We start from the raw sequence: 25,290 nt of genomic DNA, 5'->3' as shown, positions 1-25,290 counted from the left end.
GCAACCGCCGGAACCCCACCCGATACACCCCCTCCGGCACCTCCCCCGCCACCCCCGCCAACTCACTGAAACCCACATAGTCATAACCACCCCCACCCCCAACCCCACCCCCACCAACCCCGTCCCCACATCCATCCCCCGACACCACACCCGCCGGACCCGGCACCCACACACCACCCACCACAACCACCACCCACTCCCCCCACCGAACCCACTGTCGACCAAACACCTCAATCAACCTGAAAAACGTAGCAACGTACCTCAACGCTCATCTGACCATCACACCCAACACACTCATACAAATCACCCACATGGCGTCATAGGGCCGCGACCTTCGCGAGGCGCCCCGCCCCCCGCTCACCGTTTGACCGGATATCAGCGCCCGGCTTGGAACTGCCGATCATCAGCGATTACCATCGGATTGGTTGCCTTAGTCAACCTATAACGGGGGACCACAGCCACCAGGAGGGGAAACACCCATGACCGTCGCCACCGAGCGCTTCCGCAGCTATGTGGAGGAGAACCTCGACGCGCTGGGACAGGAACCGGACAACGAGGCCGTGGTGTACCACGACCGGCGTATGACCGCGGGCGAACTGCGCGGCCTCATCTATCGCATGGCCCGTGCCCTGCGGGCCCAGGGCGTGCGCCGCGGACAGACGGTCACCCTCCTCTGCGGGAACATCCCGGAGACGATCGCCGCGCGTTATGCGGCCAATCTGCTCGGCTGCCCCGTCAACCACCTCTACAACAAGCTGTCGGCCGACGTGCAGGCCAACATCGTCCGGGACGTGGAGACCCACGCCCTGATCGTCGACCCCGCCTACACCGACCGCGCCGCCGAGCTGACCTCGCGGGCGCCGGTGCCGCACGTGCTCGTGCTCGGGCCGGCGTCCGTGGGGGTCGACCTGCTCGCGCTCGCCGCCGAGGAGTCCGCCGAGCCCTTCCCCGGGCTCGCGCGGCCCGACGACACCTGCACCATCCGCCACACCGGCGGCACCACCGGCCACCCCAAGGCCATCTGCTCCTCCTTCGAGCAGGGGCGGGGGATCAACGCCGACTGGCACGACGAGGACGGGATCCGCGCGCTGGTGTGCACCACGCTCGCGCACGCCGCGGGCCTGGTGGCCGACCGCGCCCTGAGTGTCGGCGGCACCGTCGTCCTGCTCGACGACTTCGAGGCGGGCGCCGTGCTGTCCGCCATCGAGCGGGAGCGCATAACCCACCTGTTCCTGCTGCCGCCGCTCCTCTACCAGCTGATGGACCACCCGGACGCCACCCGCACCGACACCTCCAGCCTGCGCCGGCTCACCTACGGCGGCTGCCCGGCGTCCCCGGCGCGGCTCGCCAGCGCGGTGCGGTACTTCGGCCCCGTGCTCAACCAGTTCTACGGCCAGAACGAGGCCGGCGGGATCAGCATGCTCGAGCCCGAGGACCACGACCCGGCGCGCCCGGAGCTGCTGCGCTCCGCCGGGAAGATCATGGACGACGTCGAGGTCGCCATCCGTGACGAGCAGGGCCGCGACCTGCCCAACGGCGAGCACGGCGAGATCTGCGTGCGCTCGTCGCAGGTGATGCAGGGGTACTGGAAGCAGCCCGAGCTCACCGCCGAGGTGCTGCGGGACGGCTGGCTGCACACGGGCGACGTGGGTTACCTCGACGACGCGGGCTATCTGACGATCGTCGACCGCCTGAAGGACATGATCGTTGTCGTCGGCGGCCATGTGTACACGGTCGAGCTGGAGGACGTCCTCAACTCCCACCCGCAGGTGCTGCAGAGCGCGGTCTTCGGCGTGCCGGACGCCAACCTCATGGAGCAGGTGCACGCGGCCGTCGTCCGCAAGCCCGGCAGCGAGGTGGACGAGGAGGAACTGCGCGCCATGGTGCGCGAGGAGCGCGGCGCGATGTACGAGCCGGCGCGCATCGTCTTCGTCGACGCCCTGCCGCTGACCGACGCCGGGAAGCCCGACAAGAAGCTGCTGCGCAGCCAGGCGGGTACGGTGGGTGCGCCGCTCGGCTAGCCTGAGGCCACAATGAACCGTTTGATGACGTCATGGGGCGAGTACGAGCTCGCTCGCTTCCCCGAGGACCCCCGCGACAGGCTCCGTGCCTGGGACGCTGCCGACGAGTATCTGCTCAGCCATCTCAAGGGCACGGACGGCGAGCCCGTCGGCCTGTCGGGCAACGTGGTCGTCGTGGGCGACCGGTGGGGTGCGCTGGCCGTCTCGCTGGCCGGTCACCGTCCCGTGCAGATCACCGATTCCTTCCTCGCCCGGGAGGCGACCCGGGCGAATCTGGAGCGCAACGGGCTCGCCCCGGACGCCGTGCGGCTGCTGTCGACACAGGATGCTCCGCCCGAGCGGATCGACGTCCTGCTGATCCGCGTGCCCAAGAGCCTGGCGCTGCTGGAGGACCAGTTGCACCGGCTCGCGCCGCACGTGCACGCGGGCACCGTCGTGGTCGGCACGGGCCGGGTGACGGAGATCCACACCTCGACGCTCAAACTGTTCGAACAGATCCTGGGTCCGACACGGACGTCGCTGGCGGTGAAGAAGTCGCGGCTCATCTTCTGCTCGCCGGACCCGGAGCTGAAGCGTGGCACCAACCCCTGGCCGCACAGCTACGCACTGCCCGCCGATGTCGGGGTGATGTCCGGGCGGACCGTCGTCAACCACGCCGGGATCTTCTGCGCGGAGCGTCTCGACATCGGCACCAGGTTCTTCCTGGCGCACCTGCCGCGCCGCCGGGGTCCCGAGCACATCGTGGACCTCGGCTGCGGCAACGGCGTGGTGGGGACGGCGGCGGCGCTGGCGAACCCGGCGGCCGAAGTGACGTTCGTCGACGAGTCCTTCCAGGCGGTGGCGTCCGCGGAGGCCACCTTCCGGGCGAACGCCGGGGCCGGTGCCACCGCGTCGTTCCGGGTGGGTGACGGGCTGTCGGGGGTGCCGGCCGGATCGGTCGACCTGGTGCTGAACAACCCGCCGTTCCACACCCACCAGGCGACGACGGATGTCACCGCCTGGCGCATGTTCTCCGGTGCGCGCGACGCGCTGCGCGCCGGAGGGGAGCTGTGGGTGGTCGGCAACCGGCACCTCGGCTATCACGTACGGCTGCGGAAGCTCTTCGGCAACTGCGAGGTCGTGGCGAGCGATCCGAAGTTCGTCATCCTGCGGGCCGTCAAGCGCTGACGGCACGGGCCGACGGCTCGTATGCCCCGGTGGCGCCGAAGGGGGGCGCGTGCGCTGTGGATGCGCACCCGCGCGCCCCCGCGTGCGCCGGGGTCATGGGTGGCGCGGGCCGGGATGGTGGTGAGGGTCATCGCCGCGCACCGGACCAGTGAGCGCAAGGGGGGCGTCATGATTCACATCAGTGAAACCCTGGCCGTCCAGACGGTCGAGAACTTCCTCAGTACGGAGGAGTCGGCCCGCCTTGCCAAGATCATGGACAGCGAGGCCGCCGGGTGGCGCCCCCGCACCCAGGCAGAGGTGCTGCCGGCCCCCGCGCTCGCGCAGGAGATCCTCGCCCTGGCCACCGTCCGCTCCCTCCCCGCGATCCGCCGCGGCATGCCCTCGATCGCGGCCGCCACCGCGTGGGGGTACACCGAGCTGACGGCGGGTCAGTGCGTGCCCTCGCACCTCGACGGGATCAGGAGCCCGCGCACGGCTCCGCGCCGGATCGGCCGGATCAGTGTGGTGATCGCGGAGGCGGAGGAGGGCGGGGAGTTCTACACCGAGACGACGGCCGACCCCGCGCCCTGGACCACGATGCTGCTGGGCGTGGCCGACGGCTATGTCTCCGGCACTCCCCTGGCCCGCAGCCTGCCGCACGAGATCGCGGCCGACCCGCACGCCGCCGAGGCCGAGTGGCTCGCGGCCACGCCCAGGACCCGCTGGACCGCCCGTGCGGGCCGCGGTGTCGCCATCGCGTACGGCGCGCAGCTCATCCACGGTGTGACACCGGTCGTACGCGGCCGGCTGCGGAAGTTCGTCACCGATCTCACGGACGCCCCGGTGTCCTGAACCACGCGTGCTCGCGGTGCCGCGAGCACGCGTCCCTGGCTACCGCCCACCGTGCGGCCTGTCCTGTCCGGGCTGCACCGTGGGTGGTCAGGTATTTTCAGCGGCGTCGCCCAACGGCGGCGCCGCTGTGCCGTGTTCGCGGCGAGCCGGGGGCCGACTGTGATCAAGCTCATGGTTTCGGCGCCGGTGAAGGGTTCGGGGCCCGGTGGGGCGCATGGCATGATCATGCAGATCATTACCTGCGGGTAACACCACTCGCACGGTCCCGTGTGACGCGGTCCGAAGGCGCACGTCCCCGTGGCCTCTCGGTCCGCCCCCACCTCACGCTCCCGAGGATCCTACGTGCGCAGAACCACTGCCAAGGCCATCGCTTTACCGGCCATCACCGCCGCGTCCCTGCTCGTGGCCGGGTGCTCGGCCTCCGGGCCGGCACCCGCCTCGGACCGCGCCGCCGCCGAGCCCGCGGCCGCCGCCGCTGACGCGGCGTCGGCCGGGGACCGGGAGCTCGCCGTCAAGGCCGCTCCCGACGGCGCGGCCGCGCCGAGTGCCGTGGCCCATCCGACCGGCGGCGGAAGCCAGGCGGAGAAGTCCTCCCTGAAGGTCGCCTCGTTCGACCGGAAGAGCGGACGCGCCGTCCTGTCCGACGCGCCGAAGAAGCCGGCGGCGAAGAAGCCGCCGGCCGCCGCCCACCCCTCGTCCCCCGCCCCCTCCGGCTCCGCCGGGACAGGGCAGAACTCCCACGTGGCCGTCGGCGACATCATCGCCAGCGCGCCCGCGCCCGGCGCCCCCGACGGGGTGCTGGCCAAGGTCACCCAGGTGCTGGGCAAGACCGAGAAGGGCACCGAGGTCAACACGGCTCCGGCCACCCTCGGCGCGCTGCTCGGTGACGCCAAGGCCGACGGCAAGGTGCCCGTCGACCCCTCCACGATGACGGTGGAGCCGCTCGTCAAGGGCACCAAGGTCTCCTGGGCCAAGACCGGCGACGCCCACTTCGGCCCGAAGGGCGCGCAGTTGCCGCTGGGCAGCCTGCGGATCGATGTCGGTACGTCGATCGCGACGGCCAAGGACGCCCCGGCGTCCGCCGCCGCCTCGGCCGCGGGCTTCGTCCAGCTGGCTCCCGAGGTCGACTTCTCGTACGACGGCCGGGGCTCCGGCACGGCCGGCTCGCCGGGCGGCGCCTCGCTGTCGCTGTCGGGCGACTGGTCGTCCCAGTGGGAGCTCAAGGGCCAGGCGGCCGGCACGACTCCGGGCGGCAAGCCGCTGCGGGTGCCGTTCGCCAAGCTGCACGCCGCGCCCGTCATCCAGGTCGGCCCGGTGCCGGTCGTCGTCAACCTCGGCCTGACCTGCTACCTCCAGGTCGACGCCGACGGAAAGATCGACGTCGACGTCAAGCAGGACATCAAGGGCGACTTCCGCGTCGGCGGCAGCTACGCCCACGGCAAGGGCTGGACGCCTGTCAACTCGTCCGAGATGAAGGCCACTTCACCGCGCGCGACGGTCACCGCCGCGGGCAAGGTGAAGGCCGCGCTCGGCGCGGAGGCGAGCGTGGGCCTGTACGGCGCCGTCGGTGTGACCGCCGACGTCGCCCCGTACCTGCGGGCCGAAGCGGAGGGCCAGGCCACCGCGGCCACCGACGGCAGCGCCTCCGCCTCGGGCCGGTGGAAGGCCTACGGCGGGCTGGATCTGACAGGGGCCCTGCAGCTCCAGCTGAAGATCTTCGACACGCCGGTCTTCGAGAAGCCGATCCCGCTCGGTGCCCTGCACCGGGAGTGGAAGATCGCGGAGGGCTCGGGTGCCGTCTCCACGCCGGGCAAGCGGCGCGGCTGACATCTGAGGCGGACCGGACCGGGGGGGGGGGGGGGGGGGGGGGTCGCTTTCCCCCCCCCCCCCCCCCCCCCGTCCCGTTTCCGCCCTCAGCTCGGGGCGCGCGGCGCATGGACGAGCGGAACGGCCGGGCGGCGCCAGGGCAGTTGGCAGACGATGGCGGACCAGGGCGGGTGCCTCTGGCGCCCCACGCCTTGCGCGCCGAGGAATCCCCGGCGCGCACGCGGGAAAGGCCCGTACGGCTGTGGTGTCTTCGCCGCAGCCCACCCCGTACGGACCTTCGTGCCCCGGGCGCATGGCACCCCCAAGTGCTCGCGCCGGGCCGGTGTTTCCCCAGTGACTCCGGCGTCGCGCGCGTGCGCACACGATGCCGGAGTCGTTCACCGGGATCCGGACCGGCGGTGCCGGTCCCCCGTTGTTTCCCCCGTTGCCGCGGCCTCGTCGGCGGCGGTGGGAAGACGTTATGCCCGGGCGCCGGGGCGGCAATACCTCACGGGTGCACGTTCCGGTGCCGCGCACTGTCATCGATGCACAGTCCCGCTGGATGACCTGTGCGAATGTCCGTGTGCCGAGGGCGGAAGAAGCGTCAGAGGAGCGTTGCCGTGGGACAGCCGCCGAATGCCGGGAGTCGCGTACCGTCCACGGCGGCCAGCGCGAGGACCAGTTCGTAGAGGTCGCCGCCGCCGGTGAACAGCTGGCGCCTCAGCAGCGGTTCCGCGCTGCGGACGTGCTCGCGCACGGTCTGGGGGTGCAGGCCCAGCCGGCCGGCGGCCCGTTCGACGCCGGTGTTCTCCGCGATCCAGGCCCGGAGGGTACGCCGCAGGTCCCGGTCGTCGGCGTCCAGCCTGCCCAGGAGCTCCGCCGCCCAGCCGCGGACGCCCTCGGTGTCCAGCAGCCTGTCCAGGGGCGCGGCGGGGCCCGGCTCGGCGGGCCCGTGCGCGTGCGTGTGCAGCGCGAGGTGCAGCGCGGCCCGCGCGCGTACGTCGGTGAGGTCGAGGCCCAGCAGCCCGCCGACGCGATCCATCCGCGCGCGTACGGTGTTGCGGCTCACCCCCAGGATCCGCGCGGCGTTGACGGCCGTGAACTCCAGGCCCAGGCCGACGGTCGCGAGCAGCGGGCCCTTGCCGGGGTAGGGCAGCGAGTCCAGCGGGCGCAGCGCTTCGGCCGCCCAGCGGCCGGTCGCCGCGGGGTCCAGGATCTCGGTCAGCCGGGTCTGTGCCGTGTGCGCGGCCATCCGGTCGGGCCTGAGCCGCGCGACCGCGAGCGCGCGGGACGCCTCGGCGTACGCCTCCGACGTCCGCTCCAGCGGATGGCGGCCGCTGCCGCCCAGGAACACCCCGTCCTGGGCGGCGACGGTGCGGCGCAGCGCGGGTCCGACGCCGTCCGTCCGCTCGTCGCACACCGCCGCCTCCGCGGGCAGTGGTACGACGGCGATCAGGTGCTGCTCGTAGGCCGGGCAGCGGACGAGCAGGGCGCGGCCGTCGACCACCGCCTCGCACGCGTGGGCCAGTGGCTCCCGGCGGCCTTCCGGGGCCTCCAGGATGTAGACGTCGGCGCACTCGGCGTCGAGGAGGCCCGGGTGCAGGGGGGCGGCGGTGCGCTGGGCCAGGGGCACGTCACCGCCCATCAGGAGCTGGAGCACCGCGAGCCGCAGGGAGGAGACGGCCTCCTCCGCGCGGCGGCGGTGCTCCTCGGCGTCACGGGCCCCGATCAGCAGGGCCAGCACGTCGGCGGCGTGGTTGACCAGTGCGGTGCTCTGCTCGTCGAACGGGCGGTCCCGGGCGACGGCGAGGACCGGGTGCGGGGCCCGCCGCCCCACGGCGACCAGCCGCAGGTGCGCGTGGTCCTCCTGGACGGCCGCCGCGTGCAGCCGCCCCTCGGTCAGGTCGGCGATCAGCCGCGGGTCGGCCGCCTCGGGCGCCGTGCCGCGCCGGCCGGTGAGCGTCACGGCGGCGCCGACGGCGTCGGCGAGCCAGGCGGTCAGGCGGCGTACGGCGGTGCCGGCGTCGTGCGTGCCCGTCCGGGCGAGCTCCAGCAGTGCGGTCAGCCGCGCCGCACGGCCCGTCGCCTGCCGCAACCGCTCGTCGTCGAGGGCGCGTTGGACGCGCTGCCAGGGGACGTCCTCCGACATCGTCAGGAGCGGTATGCCCAGCCGGGCCGTGGCCTCGACCAGCGCCTCCGGCGGTCCGGACGAGGCCGCCACGACCAGGGCCGCGGGCCCGTCGGCCGCCAGGCGGGCCAGGCGGATCTCGGCCCGCTGCCGGTCGTGGGCCCAGTCGCCCTCGACGGGGATCCGTACGAGCTGCCCGGCGAGGCTGCCGGTCCGCTCGTGCGCCGCCGTGGTCCCTTCCGCCAGTGTCGCCGTGCCCGTGACCGTCCGCCGTGCTCCGCGCTCCCGCGATCCCGGTCCGAACCTCAGCGTCAGCTCCGGAATCCCCGCGAGCAAACCCACCGTGACCACCGGTTTCTCCCCTCGAACAGTCCCCGCAGGGCTACTTGAGCACGAACCGGCGCGGATCGGGCCGCCCAGGAGCGCGATTTCGGCCACGCGCCGGGGTGCGCGAGCGGCGGCACCACCGCGGGCACGCCCTTCGCGTGGTGAGCGCCGCGGTGCGGATCAGTGGTGCGGTGCGGGTAGGGAGGGACCGCGCGCCACGGATGGCGTGCCTGGGGCTTCTCGGAGGGGTGTCCATGGTGGGTGTGCCCGGTGCGGTGGTGGCGTTGTGTGCGATGGTGCTGACGGGTTCCTCGCTGGTCTGCGCTCCGGCGACGCAGGCCGAGGGCCTGATCGTCTGCGCGGGCGCGGAGGACACGATGTACAGCCCGGGACTCTCGTTCGCCCAGCGGCAGACGGAGATCCGCGCGAGGAGCGCGTACTCCTGCTCGGGGCCGCCCGGCAGGACGGTCCCGGTCACCGGGGAGACCTCCGCCCGGTCGGCGTCGGCGTCCTGTCTGGCGTTCGACGCGCCGGTCGGGCGGGAGCGGTTGCGCTGGGCCGACGGCCGCACGGCGGTGATCGCCTACGACCAGGGGACGGCGGCGCGGGTCGCCGGTGGCAACGTGGTGCAGCTGACGGGTCGGATCGTGGAAGGCCCAGGGACGGGTGCCATGGTGACGCGCGACGTAGGGCTGTTTCCGGCCGATCCGGCGGGCTGCCTGGAGGCGAGGGGCATGACGCACGCGATCGGCCAGGGCCAGCTGAGGATCGCGCTCTGACGTGGGGCGGGGCTCTCCCCGGCCCCGCCCCACCCGGACCGGCGCCCCACGCCGCGCACCGGCCGTCGGCCGGTGTACGGTCGGGTGCCGGTTCATGTGCGGAGCCGGTTCATACGCAAAGCCGGTTCACGCGCGAAACCGGGTTCATGTGCGAAAAGGAAAGAGCTTGACGATGACTCCTCGCCGGAGCGCCGCCGACGACGGGCCGACCTTCCGGGAGCGTGCCCGCCGGCAGCAGATCGTCGAGTGCACCATCGACCTGATCTCCACGCGGGGCTTTCCCGCGACGTCGCTGTCGGCGATCGCCGAGGAGGCCGGGATCTCCAAGGCCGCCGTCCTCTACCACTTCTCGTCGAAGGACAACCTCACCCGCACGGCGCTGCATCAGGTGCTGGAGCGGTTCACCGCGTATGTCGAGGAGCGGGTGGCGCGGGAGACGGACCCGCTGGCCGCGGTCGTCGCGTACGTGCGCGCGATGGTGTCGTACCAGCAGGCCAACCGCCGCCATGTGCGCGTGATCACCGAGATGCTGCTCGACGACGAGGGCGGCACGCGCCTGAAGGCCCCGGGTTCCCACGACACCCACGGGCGCCGCCAGGCGCTGGCCGCCCTCCTCACCGCGGGCCAGGAGTCCGGCCAGCTGCGCCGCTTCGACCCGGATGCCGTGGCCCTGGCCATCGGCGGCGCGATCGACGGCGTGATCTCGCACTGGCTCGCCCACCCGGACTTCGATCTGGACGCGGCGGCGGACGAGTTGGAGACGTTCACCCTGGCCGCGATCCGCCGCTTCGATTAGGCCGCGGGCCGGAGCCTCGTCTCCCTATGCCCGCGCGAAGTCCGGCGCGTGCTCCGGCCGTATGCCGATGGCGCCGAAGTACGCCGTCACCCCGCGCAGCGGCGGCACCTTCTGAAGGAGCCGCAGGGCCGGGGGCACCGTGTCGGGTTCGAGGGTGCCTTCCAGGACGGCGCGGAGGATGGCGTGTTCGCCCGCCTGGGACTTCTGGACCATGGCCATCGGCAGCCAGCGCCGCTTCTGCACGCGGGCCAGGTCGTGGACACAGACCGTGCCGTCGCGCAGGGGTCCGGCGAGGATGCGGGCGGCCGCGACGGCGTCCTGGACCGCGAGGTTGACGCCGACGCCGCCGACCGGGGACATGGTGTGGGCCGCGTCCCCGATGCAGAGCAGGCCGTTGCGATACCAGCGGCGCAGGCGGCCCATGGTGACCTCCAGCAGTTTGACGTCGTCCCACGAGCCGATGCCGTCGGTCACCGCCGCGTCCCAGCCGCACAGGGCGCCGAGGCGGTCGCGGAACCACTGGATGTCGTTGGCCCGCAGCTCCTTGTCCCGGCCCTTCCCGATCAGGTAGGAGGTCTGGTAGTAGTCGCCGCGGTCCATGGTGACGGCCGCCTGCCCCTGGCCGAAGCGGGCGAGGACACGGCCGTCCTTGAGGCCGCCGCGCGGCCCGTCCACCCTCACCTGCCATACGTCCATGGGCACTTCGAGCTCCTCGGGGCGGAGCCCGGCCTCGTGGCGGACGAGGGAGTCGCGGCCGTCGCAGGCGACCGTCAGGCCGGCCGCGAGCTCCCCGGGGGTGCCGTTCTCGTCGACGTAGTGGACGCCCGTGACCCGCCCGCCTTCCCTGCGCAGGCCCGTGACCGTGGTGCGCATGCGCAGGGTGAACGACGGCTCGGCGGCGGCCGCACCCGCGATGAGGTCGAGGAAGTCCCACTGCGGGACCATCGCTATGTACTTGTGCCTGCCGGGAATGCGGCGGAGGTCCGCCGCGACGACGGAGGCGGTGCCGAACTGCATCCGCATCTCCTCCATCTTGGGGAACGGCAGTTTCGCGAACTGCTCGCCCAGGCCGAGCTCGTCGAGCAGGTGCAGGGTCGAGGGGTGGACGGTGTCCCCGCGGAAGTCCCGCAGGAAGTCCCCGTGCTTCTCCAGCACGGTCACCTCGATGCCGGCCCTGGCCAGCAGCAGGCCGAGCATCATGCCCGCCGGTCCGCCTCCCACGATGCAGCACGCCGTGCGCTCCATGCTTCCGCCTCTCCTCAGCGCGAATCTCTGACCGATCGGTCAGTAATCTAACCGATCGGTCAGGGCGGAGTTCAAGGGGGTTTTCCCAGGACCCCTCGACCTCCCGGATCTGAAGAGACAAATGAGACGAGTGATGATGAAGTGAAACCAACTGAGCCGACGCGGCGTCATGGATGACGTACTGGCCGCAAGAGAGCAGGAGGACGCGAACGTGGAGACCGCAGGAGCACGCCCGACCCGCCGCGCGATACTGGCCGTCGGTGCCGGGACGGCGCTGGCCGCCGTGTCCGCCGGCGGGACGGCGTACGCCTCGACGCCCGGCGAGGACGCGCTGACCAGGCGACTCAAGGAGCTCGAACGCCGGCATTCCGCCCGCCTGGGGGTCTACGCCCGCGACACGGCCACGGGCAGGACCGTGCACTACCGCGCGGACGAACGCTTCCCGATGTGCTCGACCTTCAAGACGATCGCCACCGCGGCCGTTCTGCGGGACCTCGACCGCGACGGCGAGTTCCTCGCCAAGCGGATCCGCTACACCAAGAAGGACACCGACGCGTCGGGCTACGCCCCGGTCACGGGGAAGGCCGAGAACCTCGCCCACGGCATGACCGTCGCGGAGCTCTGCTCCGCCGCCGTCAGCTACAGCGACAACGCCGCCGCCAACCTCCTGCTCCACGAGCTCGGCGGCCCGGCCGCCGTCACCCGCTTCTGCCGCTCGATCGGTGACGGCACGACACGGCTCGACCGATGGGAGCCCGACCTCAACTCGGCGGAACCCGGGCGCCGGACCGACACCAGCAGCCCGCGCGCCATCGGCTCGACCTACGCGCGCCTGACCCTCGGGAACGCGCTCGACGCCGGCGACCGGAAGCGGCTCACCGGCTGGCTGCTGGCCAACACGACCAGCGGCGAGACCTTCCGCGCGGGCCTCCCCGCCGACTGGACCCTGGCCGACAAGACCGGATCCGGGAAATACGGGACCCGCAACGACGTGGGCATCACCTGGCCGCCCGGCCGGTCACCGATCGTGCTGGCCGTCCTGACGACGAAGCACGACATCGAGGCACCGGCGGACAACCCGCTCGTCGCCGAGACCGCCCGCCTCGTGGCCAAGACGCTCGGCTGATCGCTGTCAACGGCCTTCCGGTGGCCCCTTGACGCGGTTTCCTCGCCATACGACGGCGAAGGCCGGCAGGTGCTCGGGCTCGGATCCGCTTCCGCACACGTGCTCATGAGCGATCCGGCACTGCGTGCCGCGGCCGGGGGTGCCCTTGATCGCCCGGCCGTCCCGGGCGATGAACCAGCGCAGTTCTTCCGGCACTTCACGCAACAGCAGCGGGATCCAGTCGAGGAGGACGTGCCGTCCGTGGCCGGTGGGGCGGCGGTCCTGCTCGTGCCCGCACGCGGGACAGGCCGCGGGCGCGGGTGGCCCCGGGGCGGTGGCCCCCTCGCTCGCCGCCTGGGCATCGTCGACGGCGGTCTCCTCGTCGGCGAAGCACGTATCGCAGAACGCCCCCCAGGGCCTCCCCCGGCCCCGGACGTCGTCCCCGGTCCGACGGCATCGACGGCAGGTCCGCGGCACCCCGAATTCCCCCATATCCGGAGCGTGGGGGCATCTCGCCCGGACGACCAGCGGTGCTATCGGTCGTCCGCGCCGGGGCCGGGGGCCGCGGATGCGACGGGAGGCGTCGCGGGGGTTGTCATCCGGCGCGTTGACGTACAGCGGGGGTGGCCGGGCGGGCGTACTTGCCCGGCGCCGGTTTCTCCGTCAGGCCGCGGCTCCCGTACGCGGCGCGGGCGGCCCGGCCATGAGGACGATCTTGCCGGTGGTGCGGCCCGTCTCCAGCAGCCGGTGCGCCTGCTCCGCCGAGGCCAGGGGAAAGGTCCGCGCGATCTCCACGCGGAGGCGGCCCGCCGTGGCCAGCGCCGCCAGCGCCTCCAGGCCGGGATGATCGGGCTCGGTGCACACCACCACCGCCCGCACCCCGAGCCGGTCGGCGCGGCGGCTCGTCTCCTCCGAGGGGTGCACGGCGATGAGCGTCCCGCCCTCGCGAAGGGTGGGCAGCAGGGCGTACCCGTCGCCCACGGCGTCGAGGACCACATCGGCGTCCCGCACGCCGGCGCCCACGTCGACCGCCGTGTAGTCGACGGCTTCGTGGACCCCGTGCGCGTACAGGAAGGGGTGCTTCGCCGCACGCGCGGTGCCGGTCACATGGGCTCCGCGGGCGGCGGCGATCTGGGTGGCGAGGTGCCCCACACCGCCCGCCGCGCCGTTGACCAGCACCCGCTGCCCGGCCCGGAGGCCCGCGGTGTCGATCAGGGCCTGCCACGCGGTGAGCCCGGCCAGCGGGAGACCGGCGGCCTGCGTGGGGGAGAGCGCCTCCGGTCTGCGGATGAACTGCCGGGCGGGCGCTGTCACATATTCGGCGTAGGCACCGGCCAGGCGCGGGTACCACGGCATCCCGAACACCTCGTCACCCGGCTCGAACCGGGTCACTCCCAGACCGACGGCCTCGACCACCCCGGAGACGTCGTACCCCGGGATGTACGGCGGCGTCCGGGGGATGCCGCGCCCCGAACGGCTCTTGCAGTCGGTCGGGTTGACGCCCGCCGCGACCACCCTGACCAGCACCTCACCGAGCCACGGCTCGGGCCGCTCGACCTCCGCCACCGCGAGCACCTCGGGCCCGCCGGTCCCGGTCGCCTGGACCGCCCGCATCCGCTCCGTCATCCGCGCCATCTCCTTCGCCCCGCGGGCCTGTTCCCGCGCGTTCATCCTCGGCGCGGGGGCCGCCCCTCGGCGAGAAGGCACTTCTCTGTACGGTGGGCACGTGACGGAAACCGCCTCCGACCTGCCCGGACGCCGCCCCGACCTGGACGCCTACGCCGCGTACTGCCCGGCGCGGGGCGTCCTGGGGCTGGTCGCGAGCAAGTGGACGGCGCTCGTTCTCGCCTTCCTGACGGACGGGCCGCACCGGTACGGCGAGCTGCGCCGCAGGACGGAAGGCGTCAGTCAGAAGGTGTTCACCCAGGTCCTGCGCAATCTGGAGCGGGACGGGCTGGTGAGCCGCACGGTGCTGCCCACCTCGCCGCCGAGCGTGGAATACGCGATGACCTCGCTCGGCCGGGAGGTCGTGGCCCTGCTCACCACGCTCAAGGAGTGGTCGCAGGCCCGGTCCGGCGAAGTCCTCGCGGCCCGCGCCGACTTCGATGCCCGCACGGCGGCGGCCGGGGCTCCCGGCGAGGACCGCCGGGGAGATCAGTCGGAAGTGCGGCGCAGGACCAGGGAGACGAAGCCCCAGCTCGACCGGTAGGCGCGCAGCCATTCCGTGCGGCGGGTCGCCGCCGTGGCGAGCACGTCGGCACTGTCGGGGTGGGTGGGGTGGTCCAGGGCCCATGAGGCGAGCGAACCCCAGCAGGCCCATTCGTAGTCGTCGAGCTCCCGGCGCGTGCTGACGTGCCCGTGGACGGGGGTCCATCCGGCGGCGGTGACGCGGTCCACGGTGGTCGCCAGGTCGGCGAAGTCCCCGAGGATCCCGACAGCTTCCGGGGAGGGTTCGCTCTCCCACAGGCCGTCACCCACCAGGACGCGCCCGCCGGGAGCCAGGTGCTCGCGTGCCGCTTCGAGCGTGGGGAGCAGGCCGCCGAAGGCGTGGGTGGCGCCGACGCTGAGCACCAGGTCGAAGGGGTGCGGCGAGCCGAAGCCGGCGGCCGGCCGGTGGTGGAGGGTCAGCCGCTCCTGGACGCCGCGCTCCCGCGCGGCCGCGCGGGCCTCCTCCAGCGCGACGTCGGAGATGTCGACGCCCTCGGCCCGCAGGCGCGGGTGGGCGGTCAGGGCCCGGAGGAGCCATTCGCCTCCGCCGCAGCCGAGGTCGAGGACGCGGGCGTCGTCACGAGCGATGGCCCGTTCCAGCAGCAGGCGGACGGAATCGTCGTCGAGCGGGGCCTTGACGGGGTGGCCGGCATGAGCGATCGCGGATATCTGTTCACGGTTCACCGGCGCAGCGTGCCACCGCCGGGGGTCGCGCGCACCCGCTTTTCCCGGTGGCCCGGCGCCGTCCGCGTGGCCGGGACGGGGGCCGGTGACATGCCGCCGATGGCTTAATGCCGAGGCGGGGCCGCGCTGCCGCGCAACGCTGCCTGCGTCGACCATGGTCTCAGGAGCCCGCCGCAACCCGCTGGGAGTGACAGGTGAACCAGCAACACCGCGGCGACGGCTGCGGCCCCTCGGGCCGCCACGCGGCGAGGCTGAGCAACGCCGGCCTGGAGATGCCGGCTCCGCCCGCCTGGATGCGCTGGCTGCCGGCCGCCTATGTCGCGGTCGTCCTGCTGCTCGAACCGCTGACTCCGGTGCAGTGGCCCGTGAGCTTCCTGCTCATCGCGCTGCCCGTGGTCGCCGCGTACACCCTCGGACCCGTCGGCGTCGTCGCCGTCACGGTCTTCGCCATCGCGTTCGAGGGCGTCCTGGCGGGCACTCCGTGCTGTGCCGGCCGCGTCACCAACGACCTGTGGGAACGGCATTACGTGGGCGCGTACATCTCCACCGCGCTGGTCGGCCTCCTCGGGACGGCCCTGGCCGCGCACCGACTGCGCCAGGAGGCACACCTGGTCCGCGCCAACTCGGTCGCCGAGGCGCTGATGCACACCCTGCTGCCACCGGTGCCGCACAGGGTGGGCCACGTACGGGCGGCCAGTCTCTACTGCCCCGCCGAGGCGCGCACCATGGTCGGCGGCGACCTCTTCGACATCCGCGCCACCGAGGAGGGGACGCGCGCCATCATCGGCGACGTCCGCGGCAAGGGCCTCCAGGCCGTGCGTACCGTCGTGGACGTCCTCGGCAGCTTCCGTCAGGCCGTCTACGACCCGGGCGGTCTGCAGCAGGTCGCGGCCGGCATGGAACGCCGCATGGCCCACGAGGCCGAGTCGATCCGTGACGACGAGTTGTTCGTCACGGCCGCGCTCATCGAGTACGACCCCTCGGCCCGGCAGGTGACGATCGTCAACCACGGCCACATCGAGCCGGTCGTCATCTCCCGCGGCGAGGTCGAGGCCCTCACCGGGCCGCCCGCGCTCCCGCTGGGCCTCGGCGCCCTGGACTCCGAGCGCCCCGTCGCCTACACCCACCGCTTCGCGGACGACGACGTCCTTCTGCTGTGCACCGACGGGCTGATCGAGGCCCGCGATCCGAGCGGTGCCTTCTATCCCCTCCTCGACCGCCTCCGCCGGCGCTTCGCGGGCCGGCCCGCGCCGACCCCCGCGGACGTCGTCGACTTCCTCGACACGGACCTGCCCCGTCACGCTCCCTCGCTCCACGACGACGTCGCGATCCTCGCCCTCGCTCCGCTCGGAGAGCCGTAGGCCCGACGACTTGTCATGTACTTCTGGATCTTGCTGGTAGCGTCTTCCGGATTTGTTGACGCGTCACCACCGTGGCGCCGGCACGGGAGAATACACACGCGATGATGGGCCACTCGCACGCCGTGAGCGGAGCGCTGCTCTTCGCGGGCACCGCCGCCTACCTGCCGCCGTTGGTGATGGACACTCATCTGGCGCCGCAGGAGATCCTGATGGGCACGGTGCTCTGCGCCGGGGCCGCGCTGCTGCCCGATCTGGACCACCACGACGGCACCATAGCCAACTTCCTCGGTCCGGTGTCCAAGGCACTGTGCCGCTTCGTCTCCTGGGCGTCCGGCGGACACCGCCACGCGACGCACTCGTTGCTGTTCGTCGCTCTGATGACGCTAGGCAGCTGGGCGGGAGTGACGTATCTGGGGCGGCCGTTCACCCTGGGCATGACGTTCTTCCTGCTGGCCCTGGCGGTCCGGGCGCTGAACATCTGCCCGCCCGGGCACGGCTTCCACGCCTGGGGCACCATCGTGGCGATGGCCGGCATGGGCACCGCCGTGATCGCCAAGTTCATCCCCTCGGCACCGGTCTGGCTCCCCTACTCCATCGGCCTGGGCTGCGTCGCCCACCTGCTGGGGGACTCCATCACGAAGCGGGGCGCGCCGTGGCTCTGGCCTCTGAAGACCCGCTACGAAATCGTGGTCATCAAGCACAGCGGCAACAAGCTGGAGACGGAGATACTCACCCCCGTCATGGGCGTGGCCACCGTGGCCCTGCTCTGGTTCACGGCACTCTCGCCGCACGCCGGCGGCTGATTGTCCGCCGCGCCGCCTCGCGGCGCAGGATGCCCCTCACCCCGAGAACTGCCGCATCAGCCGCATCCCCTGCGTCGGTGTCATATGGGGGAGGTATGCCTTGCCGATGGCCCGGGTGATGGCGGGGAGGGCCGCCGGGTCCGGGTAGGACATGTAGAGCGGGTGGTACTGGGGCTGGAATTTGGCCTTGAAGTTGAGGAGCGAGCGGAATCCGTAGACCGGTTCCAGGACCTTGCCCGCGTAGTCGAGCATGCGTTGGAGGGCGGCGGGGGGTTCGGCGGTGGCCTTGCGGGCGAGGGGGGCGCCGGAGAGGCTGAGGAAGCGGGCGCCTTCCTCCTGGAAGCCCAGGGCCGCCGAGGCGATGAGGAATTCCATCGAGCCGCGGAACCCGCCGGCCCGGCGCCGCATGAAGTCCAGTGTCCAGCCGACGGGGTGGCCGTCCTCGAAGACCGGCATCCAGCTGGTGATGCCGTGCACCGTGCGGTCGGCGTCGACGGCGAGGAGGCAGCGCACCGCGGGGTCGTCGAGTTCGTCCAGGCCGCCCAGGGTGAAGCCCATCTCGGGGAGGCCCTTGTCGGCGACCCACTCCTCGGAGATCGAGCGCACCTGGTCGGTGAGGGCGACCGGGGCGTCGGGGTAGGACCACCACTCGGCGGTGATGCCCTCCTTCTTCGCCTTGTTGAGGGCGGTGCGCACGTCCTGCCACTTCTTCCCGGTGAAGGCGAGGCCGGGCAGGGGCACGACGGTGTCCTCGGCGACCTGCACCGATCTCCAGCCCAGCCGTTCGGCGGCCGCGCGGGTCCCGGCGCCGACGCTGTAGAAGCAGGGTGTCCAGCCGCGTTCGTCGCAGTGGCGGGCGAAGCCGGCGACAGCGGCCGTGCGCGCGTCGGGCGCGCCGAAGGGTTCGCCGGTGGTGAGGGCGACGGTGGCGATCACGCGGTAGGCGACGGCGGCCCGGCCGCTGCCGTCGAACCAGTAGTAGTTCCCGTCCCAGGTGGTGATGTAGGAGAGCGTGGAGCCGCCGTGGGTGCCGAGGATCTCGCGGGCCCGTACGGCGGCGTCGGCGTCGGTGTGCAGGCGGGGGCGGCGGAAGGTGACGAGCAGCGCGATCAGGGTGATCAGCCAGAAGAACAGGCCGCAGTAGTGGAAGAGGGCCTGGGCGGTGCCGCCGACCGGGACCGGCCACTCGGTGAAGACGTCGATGAGGGTGGGCGGCAGGAATTCGGAGGCGAGCCCTTGGAGGAGCCCGGCCGGGGTGGCCTCGGGGTCGTACTGGTCGCGCACCGCGTAGCCGATGCCGGTGTACGCGGCGCAGGCCAGCACCAGCGCGCCGCCGACGACGGCCGTGAGCCGGTGCGTCGCCGAGCGGGGCAGGCGCAGGTCGAAGCGGGCGCGGGTGACGACGAGGAGCAGCAGGACGAGGGCGGGCAGCAGCATCTGTTCCGCGAACGACTGGGCGTAGGTGGACCGTTCGGCGGGCGCGGCCCAGCCCGCGGGGTGGCTGAGGAAGTCGTGCAGCCAGTAGGAGAAGAGCGCCATCCACGCGAGGTGGACGAGCACGGCGAGCCACCAGGCGAGCCGCAGCCCCCTGCGCAGCCCTTCGGCGAGGACGAGCAGCAGGGCGGGTACGAGCACGGCCATGACGGCGGCGGGCGAGTCGTAGAAGCCCCGCAGCGCGTGCGCGTAGTGGCAGTCGGCCGCGGAGGAGGCGCAGGCGTCGGCGACCTCCCGGTCGGTGGGCTGGACGGCGACGTAGAGCTGGAAGGAGTTGAAGGGGCCGTAGGCGTCGCGGTAGAGGATGGCGGCCATCGGTCCGATGGCGGCGGCGGCCACGACGAGCGCGACCAGGACGCGGGCCTCGGTGTGGGAGGAGTGGCGCAGCCGCCAGGGGCCCTTGCGGTGGAAGAAGGCGGCTCCGGCGAGGAGGCCGACGACCGCGCCGCCGAGCCGCAGCACGCCTTGGAGGTGGCCGATGTAGAGGGCCATGACCAAGGCGAACGCGACGATGGTGAGGCGGGTGCGGCGGCGCCAGAGGGCGCTGAGGCGGTAGCTGAGAACGCCGCCGACGGCGAGGGCGCCGACGCTGGGGGACACGGCGAGGTCACCGGCGAGTTCCTCCAGCCACCACTCCCCCGCGAGGTCGCCGAGCTTGACGGCGCCGACGCCGAGGAGGGTGCCGAGGATCTGGCCGCCGAGCAGGGCGGCGGCCGTGCGGGCGACGCCCAGGCGCCGTTCGGTGGGGGTGACCAGGAGCAGGACGATCAGGGTGGAACCGATGTAGCCGCCGAGGCCGGGGCACCAGAGCAGGGAGCTGGCGGGGGTCCACCAGCGGCCTTCGGCCAGCGCCGGGACCCCGACGGCGACGTCGTCCATCCGGTGTCTGCCGGGGCCGGAGCCGAGGCTGTGGGTGACGGCTCCGACGGTCCACAGGACGGCGAGGAAGCCGAGGGTGAAGGGGGCGTGGCGGACGGGGGCGAGGAGTCTGTCGAGGGTGATGCGCCAGCGGTGGCGGGCGTCGCCGGTGACGGGGGTCACGGGCGGCGGGGCGGTGGGGTCCGTCATGGGATCAGTCCCGTCTGCCGGGCCAGCCAGGGCAGTTGGCGCTCCAGGCCGGGGCGCCAGACCTGCCAGCTGTGGCCGCCGGGGAGCAGGATCCATTCGGCGCGCATCCCGGCCTTGACGGCCGCGTCGTAGACCTTCCGCTGCTGGGGCCCGTAGGTGCTGTCGCCGCTCCCGGCGACGAACGCGGCCTTGGTGTCGGGGAATCGCTCGCGGGCGAGTACGTCGAGGGGGTTGACCTTGGCGAAGGCCGCGGGGTCGCCGCCGAAGGCCGTGTCGAGGGTCTTCCCGCGGCTGCCGAGGGTGGGGGCCTCCTGGCCGGAGATGTCGTTGACGACGCCGTAGACCTGGGGGGCGTTGACGCCGAGCTGGAGGGAGCAGGTGCCGCCGAAGGAGATGCCGGAGATGATCCAGGAGGTGCGGGCGGTGGCCACCTGGAGGTGGCCGCGGATCCAGTCGGGGACGTCGGTGGCGAGGTAGGTCTGGACGTTGCCGAGCTTGGAGTCGACGCAGAGGGTGTTGGCGAACTGCGAGCCGAGCGGGTCCACGACGACGACCACCGGGGCCAGTCCGCGGTGTCCGGCGGCGAAGGTGTTCATCATGTCGACGAGCCGTCCGGAGTTGATCCAGTCGTCGGGCGATCCGGGCTGTCCGGCCATCAGGACGAGGACGGGGAGCAGGGGCCGGGGCGTGGCGCGGTAGGCGGGCGGCAGATAGACGTATCCGCTGCGGGCGCCGAAGCGGGAGACGGCGCCGGGGATGGCGGTGCGGGAGAGGGTGCCGTCCTTGGGGAGGTCCGGCGGTGGCTTCCAGACGTCGAGGACCGTCTTCCCGGCGGGGACCTCGAGGGCGGGTTCCGTGGGTCCGGTGGCGTCGGTGAGGCGAGTGGTCTTCGTCAGCCAGGAGTTGAGGGCGGTGCGCGCGGTGGGGTACTGGTCGAAGTGTTTGTTGATCTCCGAGGCGCCGAGGAGGACGACGACCAGGCCGGCCAGCACGGCGCCGAGGCGGCCCTTCCAGCGGAGGGTGGGCATGCGGAAGAGGGCCAGGCACACGCCCAGGACGGCGACGCCGGTCCAGATCACCACATCGGTGGGCAGCGGGTCGGGGAAGGGCTGCAGCCAGTCGTCGACGGCCTTACGGAGCAGCCAGGTCAGCAGCGCGGCCAGCAGGACGGCGGCCGGGAGCAGGCGGGTCCACCAGGTGCGCCTGCGGGAGAGGAGCAGGACCGCCAGCGCGCACAGCCCCACGGCCAGCAGGGTGAGCGGGATCCATCCGCTCACCAGGGACCAGTCCAGCGGGCCTGCCGCGATCCGCATGCGTCGCACCACGTCCGTGTGGGGAGTGTGGGTGAACGGGCCGCCCGGCCGCGCGCCACGGCCCCGGTGGGGAGCCGGACGGCCTGGGGCGCACCGGCTGCCCGTTCACCCAGAATGCTACTTATCGCACTTTCTCCGGCAACTCGTGCGGCGGCGGCCGTGCGCCGCACCGGGCGCCGGGTGGCGGAATCGCGGCTCTTGTGGGAGCGGGGCCAGGGGGCTGGATACTCGGTGGCGCGGCCTCGGCCTCAGCCGAAGAGTCCTCTGGCGAAGGAGCTGCCCTCATGCCTATGGCCCCGATGAGGAGCGGAAGAGCGAACGCACTCGATCTGCCGAGGACCCCGACCGGGGTGTCGCAGGTGTTCCACGCGTTGCGGGCCCGTACTCCACGGCGCGGCTCCGGCCTGCCCGCGGAGCCGCGCTGGCGCAGTGCGTTCGTCGCGCGGGAGGCGAGCCCGCCGCGGCTGACGCTCGGCGCGTTCGGCTACGCGCCTCACGAACTCGGCCGCTGGCGGGACCGGACCGACGACACCGCCGTCGTCGGTCCGTGGCAGATCCTCACGAAGGACGGGCTGGAGCGCCTCACCGAGGTGTGCTGGTCCCTCGAAAGGGCAGCGCGCGGCAGTGAGTTCATCGCCACACGACGGCTGCGCGGCGCCGATCTCCTCTCGCCCTTCCTCAACAACATGATCCGCGACCGCGCGTTCCTGCTGACCTGCTCCCGGCTGGTCGGCGTGCCCCTCATCCCGCACCCGCTGCGGCTCCCCACGGCGCAGATCAATTACAGCGACGGGCAGGGGCGGCCGGAGATCGTACGGTGGCACCGCGACGGCATGGATTACGTGTTCACCATTCAGCTCAGCGGCTACGAGGACTACGCGGGCGGCCGGTTCACCTATTTCCAGGGGCGTACGGATGAATTCCCCGGCGCGAAGCCCGGGGATCCCCGGATCCGCGAGGCGCCGTGCGGGGAACGCGGGGCCACGCTGTTCCTCCACGGGAGCCGGATCTTCCACGCGGTCACCCCGGTGACCGACGGACGCCGGGCCACCCTGGTGCTCTCCCTGTTCTGCCCCTATTTCGCCCGGCAGGACTCCAATACGTTCTGGCACCTGGCGGGGGACGACGGAATTCCCGCGACGGTGCCCAGCTGGCTGCGCCTCAAATGGCCGGTGCGGAACCCGGCGGTCGATTTCAGCCTGCGCGCCGGGTGCCCGGTCATCACCTGGGACGACATCCGGTAGCAGGCCGCCCCGGTCGTGCCTATGGTGGGCATCAATCATGACGTACCACCCAGGCCGGGACGTGGCCCTCCAGGTGCCGCGTCTCCCCCACCGCGCTCGCACGCTCGTCGTGGCCGCGTACGTGCTGCTCGCCGGCGCCGTCGCACTGGACGTGACGACGGATCCGCAGTGGACGCTGTCGCCGGTGCTGGCCACCGCGCCCGTGCTGGCGAGCATCGGCACCCGGCGCGCCCTCGTGCCCCTGACGGTCGGGGTGGCCGCGCTGGTGCTCGTGCCCCTGCTGGCCCTGGCCGACCCCGGGGTGCCGCTGTCCGACCACCTGACCATCGGCGTCACGATCCTGGCCATCACTTCCATCAGCACGGCGAACGTGGTCCTGGTCGCGACGCGGGAGCGTGAGCTGGTCCAGTCACGCTCGGTGGCCGAGGCGGCGCAGCGCACTCTGCTGCGCCCGCTGCCGGAGCGGATCGGGGGGACGCGGACGGCGGTGCGGTATCTGGCCGCGGCGGCGGAGGCCCGGGTCGGCGGTGATCTGTACGAGGCGCTGGTGACGCCGTACGGGACCCGGTTCCTGCTCGGTGACGTGCGGGGCAAGGGGCTTGGGGCGATCGAGACGGCCGCCGACGTGCTGGGGACGTTCCGGGAGGCCGCGCAGGTCGAGGCCGGCCTGGCCGCGGTGGCGGGGCGGCTGGACGCGGCGATGGCGCGGCGGCGGGGGGCCGGTGAGGAGTTCGTGACGGCCGTGCTGGTGGGGCTGGCGGAGCCCGGTGGCCCGGCCGAGGTGGTCAACTGCGGCCATCTGCCGCCGCTGCTGCGGCGCGCGGGCCGGGTGACGGAGATCGAGTCGCCGGTGCCGGAGCCGCCGCTGGCGCTGCTGGAGCTGGTCGGAAACGCGTACCACCGCCGCACCTTCGCCTTCGAGCCCGGCGATCTGCTGTTGTTGTACACCGACGGGGTGACGGAGGCGCGGGACTCCTCCGGCCGTTTCTATCCGCTCGCCGAGCGGCTGGCCCGGATGCCGGAGGCGGCGCCGGCGGACCTGCTGGACCGTGTGGTGGCCGATCTGCTGGCGTACGTGGGCGGCGAGCTGTCCGACGACGCCGCGCTGCTGGCCGTGCGCCGGGAGGGGTGAGCGGCGTGCCGGTTCCCTCCGGCGACCGGGGCCGGCGCGCGGCCGTCCTCCGGCGTGCCGCGGCCGCCCTCGCCCTGCTGTTCTGGGGCGTGGGCTCGCTCATGGCCTGCGCCTCCGGTCACCACGACGACGCCGGGCCCGCGCGGCCGAGCACCGCCGCGGGCGCCTCGCCGACGGCGGAAGCGGCCGTACGCGCCCTGGTGCGGCTCGCCGCCGAGCGCGTCGCGACGGCGGACTCGGTGGCGGCGGCCAAGTGGGGCACCGAGCAGCCGGTCGACGACCCGGTGGCGGAGCGGGCGCTGCTGGACGCGATGGACACGCGGGCCGCGCGGCTGGGGGCGGACCGGGAGGTCGTACGCCGGGTCTTCGAGGACCAGATCGAGGCGGGCAAGGCGGTGCAACGGGCCCTGCACGAGCGGTGGGAGGAGGACTCCGAGCTGCTGCCCGCGCTCCGCCCCGACCTCGCCAAGCAGGTCGACCCCGTGCTCGACCGGCTGGGCGGGCAGCTGCTGGAGGCGGTCCGGGCTGCCGGGCCGCTGCTGGCGGGGCCGCGGTGCCAGACGGTGCTGGACCGGGACAAGGCGCTGACGGCCCGTGCGGCGGGCCTGGACGCGGTGCACGGAGACGGCCTCGACCGGGCGCTGGCTCACACCTGCGGCCCCTCGTGACGACAAGCGCCGCCGAAGGGTCCCCCGACAGCCCGCTCGTCCCCGGCCCTTGGCCCGGACCGCGTCCTTGTCTAGCGTCGATGCCATGCAGACGATCACCTTGGGCGGGGTGGAGATCTCCCGCGTCGTGGAATGGCACGCAACGATCTCCCCGACCACCACCGTCTTCCCGTCCGCCGGGCCGCGGATGTGGAAGGAACACGAGTCCTGGCTCGCGCCGGACTTCTGGCAGCCGGCGGACGACGCGCTGTTGGTCAACGTGCAGACGTGGGTGCTGCGCAGCGAGGGCCGGACCGTTCTCGTCGACACCGGGCTCGGCAACGACAAGAACCGGCCGCACATGCCGGGCTGGTCTCACCTGCGGACCGATTTCCTCGACCGGCTCGCCGCCGTCGGCGTCCGGCCGGAGGACGTGGACGTCGTCGTCAACACCCACCTCCACTCCGACCACGTCGGCTGGAACACCCACCTGGTGGACGGCGAGTGGGTGCCCACCTTCCCCCGGGCCACCTATCTCATCGCCAAGGCCGACTTCGACTACTGGAATCCGGGCAACGACCGCCCCCGGCGCGGGATGCTCGGCGACGTCAGCGTCTTCGCGGTGGGCGGGGACATGTTCGAGGACAGCATCGTACCGGTGCACCGGGCGGGGCAGGCGGTGCTCTGGGAGGACGGGTACCGCATCGACGCCGGTCTGAGCCTGGAGCCCGCTCCCGGGCACACCCCGGGCTCGGCCGTGCTGCGCCTCGAATCGGGGACCGACCGGGCGCTGTTCATCGGGGACCTGGTGCACAACCCGCTGCAGATCGCGGAGCCCGACTGCGACACGTGCCTGAGCGAGGACCAGCGGGAGGCCACACGGTCGCGGCGGCGGATCCTGGAGGAGGCCGCGGACACCCGGGCGCTGGTCTTCCCCGGTCATCTGGCGGGGCACGGGGCGGCGGAAGTGCGCCGGGAGGGCGGCAAGTTCGCCATCGAGCGGTGGGCGGCCTTCGGCCGTTCGGGCCCGGAATTCGCGTAGGACAGCGGGGGGGGGGGGGGGGGGGGGGGGGGGGGGGGGGGGGGGGGTTGGGGGGGGGGGGTTTGGGGAGGAGTGTTTTGTTTTGTGGG

21 protein-coding genes are annotated in these 25,290 nt (G+C 72.9%); 14 read left to right on the top strand and 7 right to left on the bottom strand.

Annotated elements, in window-relative coordinates; genetic code table 11:
* The first annotated feature begins 479 nt into the window (after window positions 1-479).
* The 4 genes from ACZ4A5_RS29695 to ACZ4A5_RS29680 all read left to right on the top strand — a co-directional run bounded on the left by ACZ4A5_RS29695 (window position 480) and on the right by ACZ4A5_RS29680 (window position 5,846).
* On the top strand, window positions 480-2,021 hold the full coding sequence (locus ACZ4A5_RS29695) for an AMP-binding protein (RefSeq protein WP_467590919.1): 1,542 nt from the start codon (window positions 480-482) through the stop codon (window positions 2,019-2,021).
* A gap of 12 nt (window positions 2,022-2,033) precedes the next feature.
* Window positions 2,034-3,188, top strand: coding sequence for a methyltransferase (locus tag ACZ4A5_RS29690; RefSeq protein ID WP_467590916.1), 1,155 nt, complete (start codon window positions 2,034-2,036; stop codon window positions 3,186-3,188).
* A 168-nt stretch (window positions 3,189-3,356) separates the two neighbouring features.
* Entirely contained in the window at window positions 3,357-4,019 is a 663-nt protein-coding gene (locus tag ACZ4A5_RS29685) for a hypothetical protein (protein ID WP_467590914.1), read from the top strand.
* 342 nt (window positions 4,020-4,361) lie between these two features.
* Window positions 4,362-5,846, top strand: a complete 1,485-nt coding sequence (locus ACZ4A5_RS29680) for a hypothetical protein (RefSeq protein WP_467590912.1) — start codon at window positions 4,362-4,364, stop codon at window positions 5,844-5,846.
* 583 nt (window positions 5,847-6,429) lie between these two features.
* Here the strand turns inward: ACZ4A5_RS29680 and ACZ4A5_RS29675 are convergent.
* Window positions 6,430-8,304 (bottom strand): helix-turn-helix domain-containing protein, encoded by a 1,875-nt coding sequence (locus ACZ4A5_RS29675; protein ID WP_467590909.1) that lies wholly within the window; start codon window positions 8,302-8,304, stop codon window positions 6,430-6,432.
* A gap of 230 nt (window positions 8,305-8,534) precedes the next feature.
* Here ACZ4A5_RS29675 and ACZ4A5_RS29670 point away from each other — a divergent pair, with 230 nt between their 5' ends.
* Entirely contained in the window at window positions 8,535-9,059 is a 525-nt protein-coding gene (locus ACZ4A5_RS29670) for a hypothetical protein (RefSeq protein ID WP_467590906.1), read from the top strand.
* A 172-nt stretch (window positions 9,060-9,231) separates the two neighbouring features.
* Window positions 9,232-9,855 (top strand): TetR/AcrR family transcriptional regulator, encoded by a 624-nt coding sequence (locus tag ACZ4A5_RS29665; protein ID WP_467590921.1) that lies wholly within the window; start codon window positions 9,232-9,234, stop codon window positions 9,853-9,855.
* 24 nt (window positions 9,856-9,879) lie between these two features.
* On the opposite strand, the gene ACZ4A5_RS29660 is transcribed toward ACZ4A5_RS29665, so the two are convergent.
* On the bottom strand, window positions 9,880-11,100 hold the full coding sequence (locus ACZ4A5_RS29660) for an FAD-dependent oxidoreductase (protein ID WP_467590904.1): 1,221 nt from the start codon (window positions 11,098-11,100) through the stop codon (window positions 9,880-9,882).
* A 169-nt stretch (window positions 11,101-11,269) separates the two neighbouring features.
* Between ACZ4A5_RS29660 and bla the strand changes: the two genes are divergently transcribed.
* Window positions 11,270-12,226, top strand: a complete 957-nt coding sequence (gene bla, locus ACZ4A5_RS29655; protein ID WP_467590901.1) for a class A beta-lactamase — start codon at window positions 11,270-11,272, stop codon at window positions 12,224-12,226.
* 6 nt (window positions 12,227-12,232) lie between these two features.
* Here bla and ACZ4A5_RS29650 read toward each other — a convergent pair whose 3' ends face one another.
* Both ACZ4A5_RS29650 and ACZ4A5_RS29645 read right to left on the bottom strand, forming a co-directional pair.
* Complete coding sequence (locus tag ACZ4A5_RS29650; protein WP_467590899.1) at window positions 12,233-12,697, bottom strand: DUF6083 domain-containing protein; 465 nt, start codon at window positions 12,695-12,697, stop codon at window positions 12,233-12,235.
* 171 nt (window positions 12,698-12,868) lie between these two features.
* Entirely contained in the window at window positions 12,869-13,831 is a 963-nt protein-coding gene (locus ACZ4A5_RS29645; RefSeq protein WP_467590896.1) for an NADP-dependent oxidoreductase, read from the bottom strand.
* Window positions 13,832-13,931: 100 nt separating this feature from the next.
* Between ACZ4A5_RS29645 and ACZ4A5_RS29640 the strand changes: the two genes are divergently transcribed.
* Window positions 13,932-14,414: a winged helix-turn-helix transcriptional regulator gene (locus tag ACZ4A5_RS29640; protein WP_467590893.1), complete on the top strand. Its 483-nt coding sequence runs from the start codon at window positions 13,932-13,934 to the stop codon at window positions 14,412-14,414.
* Here the strand turns inward: ACZ4A5_RS29640 and ACZ4A5_RS29635 are convergent.
* Complete coding sequence (locus ACZ4A5_RS29635) at window positions 14,360-15,097, bottom strand: SAM-dependent methyltransferase (protein WP_467590890.1); 738 nt, start codon at window positions 15,095-15,097, stop codon at window positions 14,360-14,362. The genes ACZ4A5_RS29640 and ACZ4A5_RS29635 overlap by 55 nt on opposite strands.
* Before the next feature lie 194 nt (window positions 15,098-15,291).
* On the opposite strand from ACZ4A5_RS29635, the gene ACZ4A5_RS29630 reads away from it, so the two are divergent.
* Window positions 15,292-16,458, top strand: a complete 1,167-nt coding sequence (locus ACZ4A5_RS29630; RefSeq protein WP_467590887.1) for a PP2C family protein-serine/threonine phosphatase — start codon at window positions 15,292-15,294, stop codon at window positions 16,456-16,458.
* Between the two features lie 104 nt (window positions 16,459-16,562).
* Window positions 16,563-17,261 (top strand): metal-dependent hydrolase, encoded by a 699-nt coding sequence (locus ACZ4A5_RS29625; RefSeq protein WP_467590884.1) that lies wholly within the window; start codon window positions 16,563-16,565, stop codon window positions 17,259-17,261.
* Between the two features lie 36 nt (window positions 17,262-17,297).
* Here the strand turns inward: ACZ4A5_RS29625 and ACZ4A5_RS29620 are convergent, their stop codons facing one another.
* Together ACZ4A5_RS29620 and ACZ4A5_RS29615 are read right to left on the bottom strand one after the other, a co-directional pair.
* Window positions 17,298-19,823: a bifunctional lysylphosphatidylglycerol flippase/synthetase MprF gene (locus ACZ4A5_RS29620; RefSeq protein ID WP_467590881.1), complete on the bottom strand. Its 2,526-nt coding sequence runs from the start codon at window positions 19,821-19,823 to the stop codon at window positions 17,298-17,300.
* The gene (locus ACZ4A5_RS29615; RefSeq protein ID WP_467590878.1) at window positions 19,820-21,136 is read right to left on the bottom strand and encodes an alpha/beta hydrolase; all 1,317 of its coding nucleotides are present in this window, start codon (window positions 21,134-21,136) and stop codon (window positions 19,820-19,822) included. The genes ACZ4A5_RS29620 and ACZ4A5_RS29615 overlap by 4 nt, the downstream gene beginning before the upstream one ends.
* 350 nt (window positions 21,137-21,486) lie before the next feature.
* Between ACZ4A5_RS29615 and ACZ4A5_RS29610 the strand changes: the two genes are divergently transcribed.
* The 4 genes from ACZ4A5_RS29610 to ACZ4A5_RS29595 all read left to right on the top strand — a co-directional run bounded on the left by ACZ4A5_RS29610 (window position 21,487) and on the right by ACZ4A5_RS29595 (window position 25,201).
* A complete protein-coding gene (locus ACZ4A5_RS29610; protein WP_467590875.1) occupies window positions 21,487-22,380 on the top strand; it encodes a hypothetical protein in 894 nt (297 codons plus the stop codon).
* A 37-nt stretch (window positions 22,381-22,417) separates the two neighbouring features.
* On the top strand, window positions 22,418-23,512 hold the full coding sequence (locus ACZ4A5_RS29605) for a PP2C family protein-serine/threonine phosphatase (RefSeq protein WP_467590873.1): 1,095 nt from the start codon (window positions 22,418-22,420) through the stop codon (window positions 23,510-23,512).
* 5 nt (window positions 23,513-23,517) lie between these two features.
* The gene (gene aroQ, locus ACZ4A5_RS29600) at window positions 23,518-24,180 is read left to right on the top strand and encodes a gamma subclass chorismate mutase AroQ (RefSeq protein WP_467590870.1); all 663 of its coding nucleotides are present in this window, start codon (window positions 23,518-23,520) and stop codon (window positions 24,178-24,180) included.
* A gap of 85 nt (window positions 24,181-24,265) precedes the next feature.
* Complete coding sequence (locus ACZ4A5_RS29595) at window positions 24,266-25,201, top strand: MBL fold metallo-hydrolase (RefSeq protein WP_467590867.1); 936 nt, start codon at window positions 24,266-24,268, stop codon at window positions 25,199-25,201.
* The last annotated feature ends 89 nt before the right edge of the window (window positions 25,202-25,290 follow it).

The sequence above is a fragment of the Streptomyces sp. NPDC025618 genome (genome assembly GCF_055558795.1).
This window is presented reverse-complemented; position numbering and strand designations above follow the sequence as displayed.

Coding starts and splice junctions, on each gene's coding strand:
- ACZ4A5_RS29690 (WP_467590916.1), top strand. CDS start 2,034: ATGAACCGTTTGATGACGTCATGGGGCGAGTACGAGCTCGCTCGCTTC.
- ACZ4A5_RS29650 (WP_467590899.1), bottom strand. CDS start 12,697: ATGGGGGAATTCGGGGTGCCGCGGACCTGCCGTCGATGCCGTCGGACC.
- bla (WP_467590901.1), top strand. CDS start 11,270: ATGGATGACGTACTGGCCGCAAGAGAGCAGGAGGACGCGAACGTGGAG.
- ACZ4A5_RS29605 (WP_467590873.1), top strand. CDS start 22,418: ATGACGTACCACCCAGGCCGGGACGTGGCCCTCCAGGTGCCGCGTCTC.
- ACZ4A5_RS29595 (WP_467590867.1), top strand. CDS start 24,266: ATGCAGACGATCACCTTGGGCGGGGTGGAGATCTCCCGCGTCGTGGAA.
- ACZ4A5_RS29695 (WP_467590919.1), top strand. CDS start 480: ATGACCGTCGCCACCGAGCGCTTCCGCAGCTATGTGGAGGAGAACCTC.
- ACZ4A5_RS29665 (WP_467590921.1), top strand. CDS start 9,232: ATGACTCCTCGCCGGAGCGCCGCCGACGACGGGCCGACCTTCCGGGAG.
- ACZ4A5_RS29625 (WP_467590884.1), top strand. CDS start 16,563: ATGGGCCACTCGCACGCCGTGAGCGGAGCGCTGCTCTTCGCGGGCACC.
- ACZ4A5_RS29685 (WP_467590914.1), top strand. CDS start 3,357: ATGATTCACATCAGTGAAACCCTGGCCGTCCAGACGGTCGAGAACTTC.
- ACZ4A5_RS29615 (WP_467590878.1), bottom strand. CDS start 21,136: ATGCGGATCGCGGCAGGCCCGCTGGACTGGTCCCTGGTGAGCGGATGG.
- ACZ4A5_RS29645 (WP_467590896.1), bottom strand. CDS start 13,831: ATGACGGAGCGGATGCGGGCGGTCCAGGCGACCGGGACCGGCGGGCCC.
- ACZ4A5_RS29660 (WP_467590904.1), bottom strand. CDS start 11,100: ATGGAGCGCACGGCGTGCTGCATCGTGGGAGGCGGACCGGCGGGCATG.
- ACZ4A5_RS29620 (WP_467590881.1), bottom strand. CDS start 19,823: ATGACGGACCCCACCGCCCCGCCGCCCGTGACCCCCGTCACCGGCGAC.
- ACZ4A5_RS29670 (WP_467590906.1), top strand. CDS start 8,535: ATGGTGGGTGTGCCCGGTGCGGTGGTGGCGTTGTGTGCGATGGTGCTG.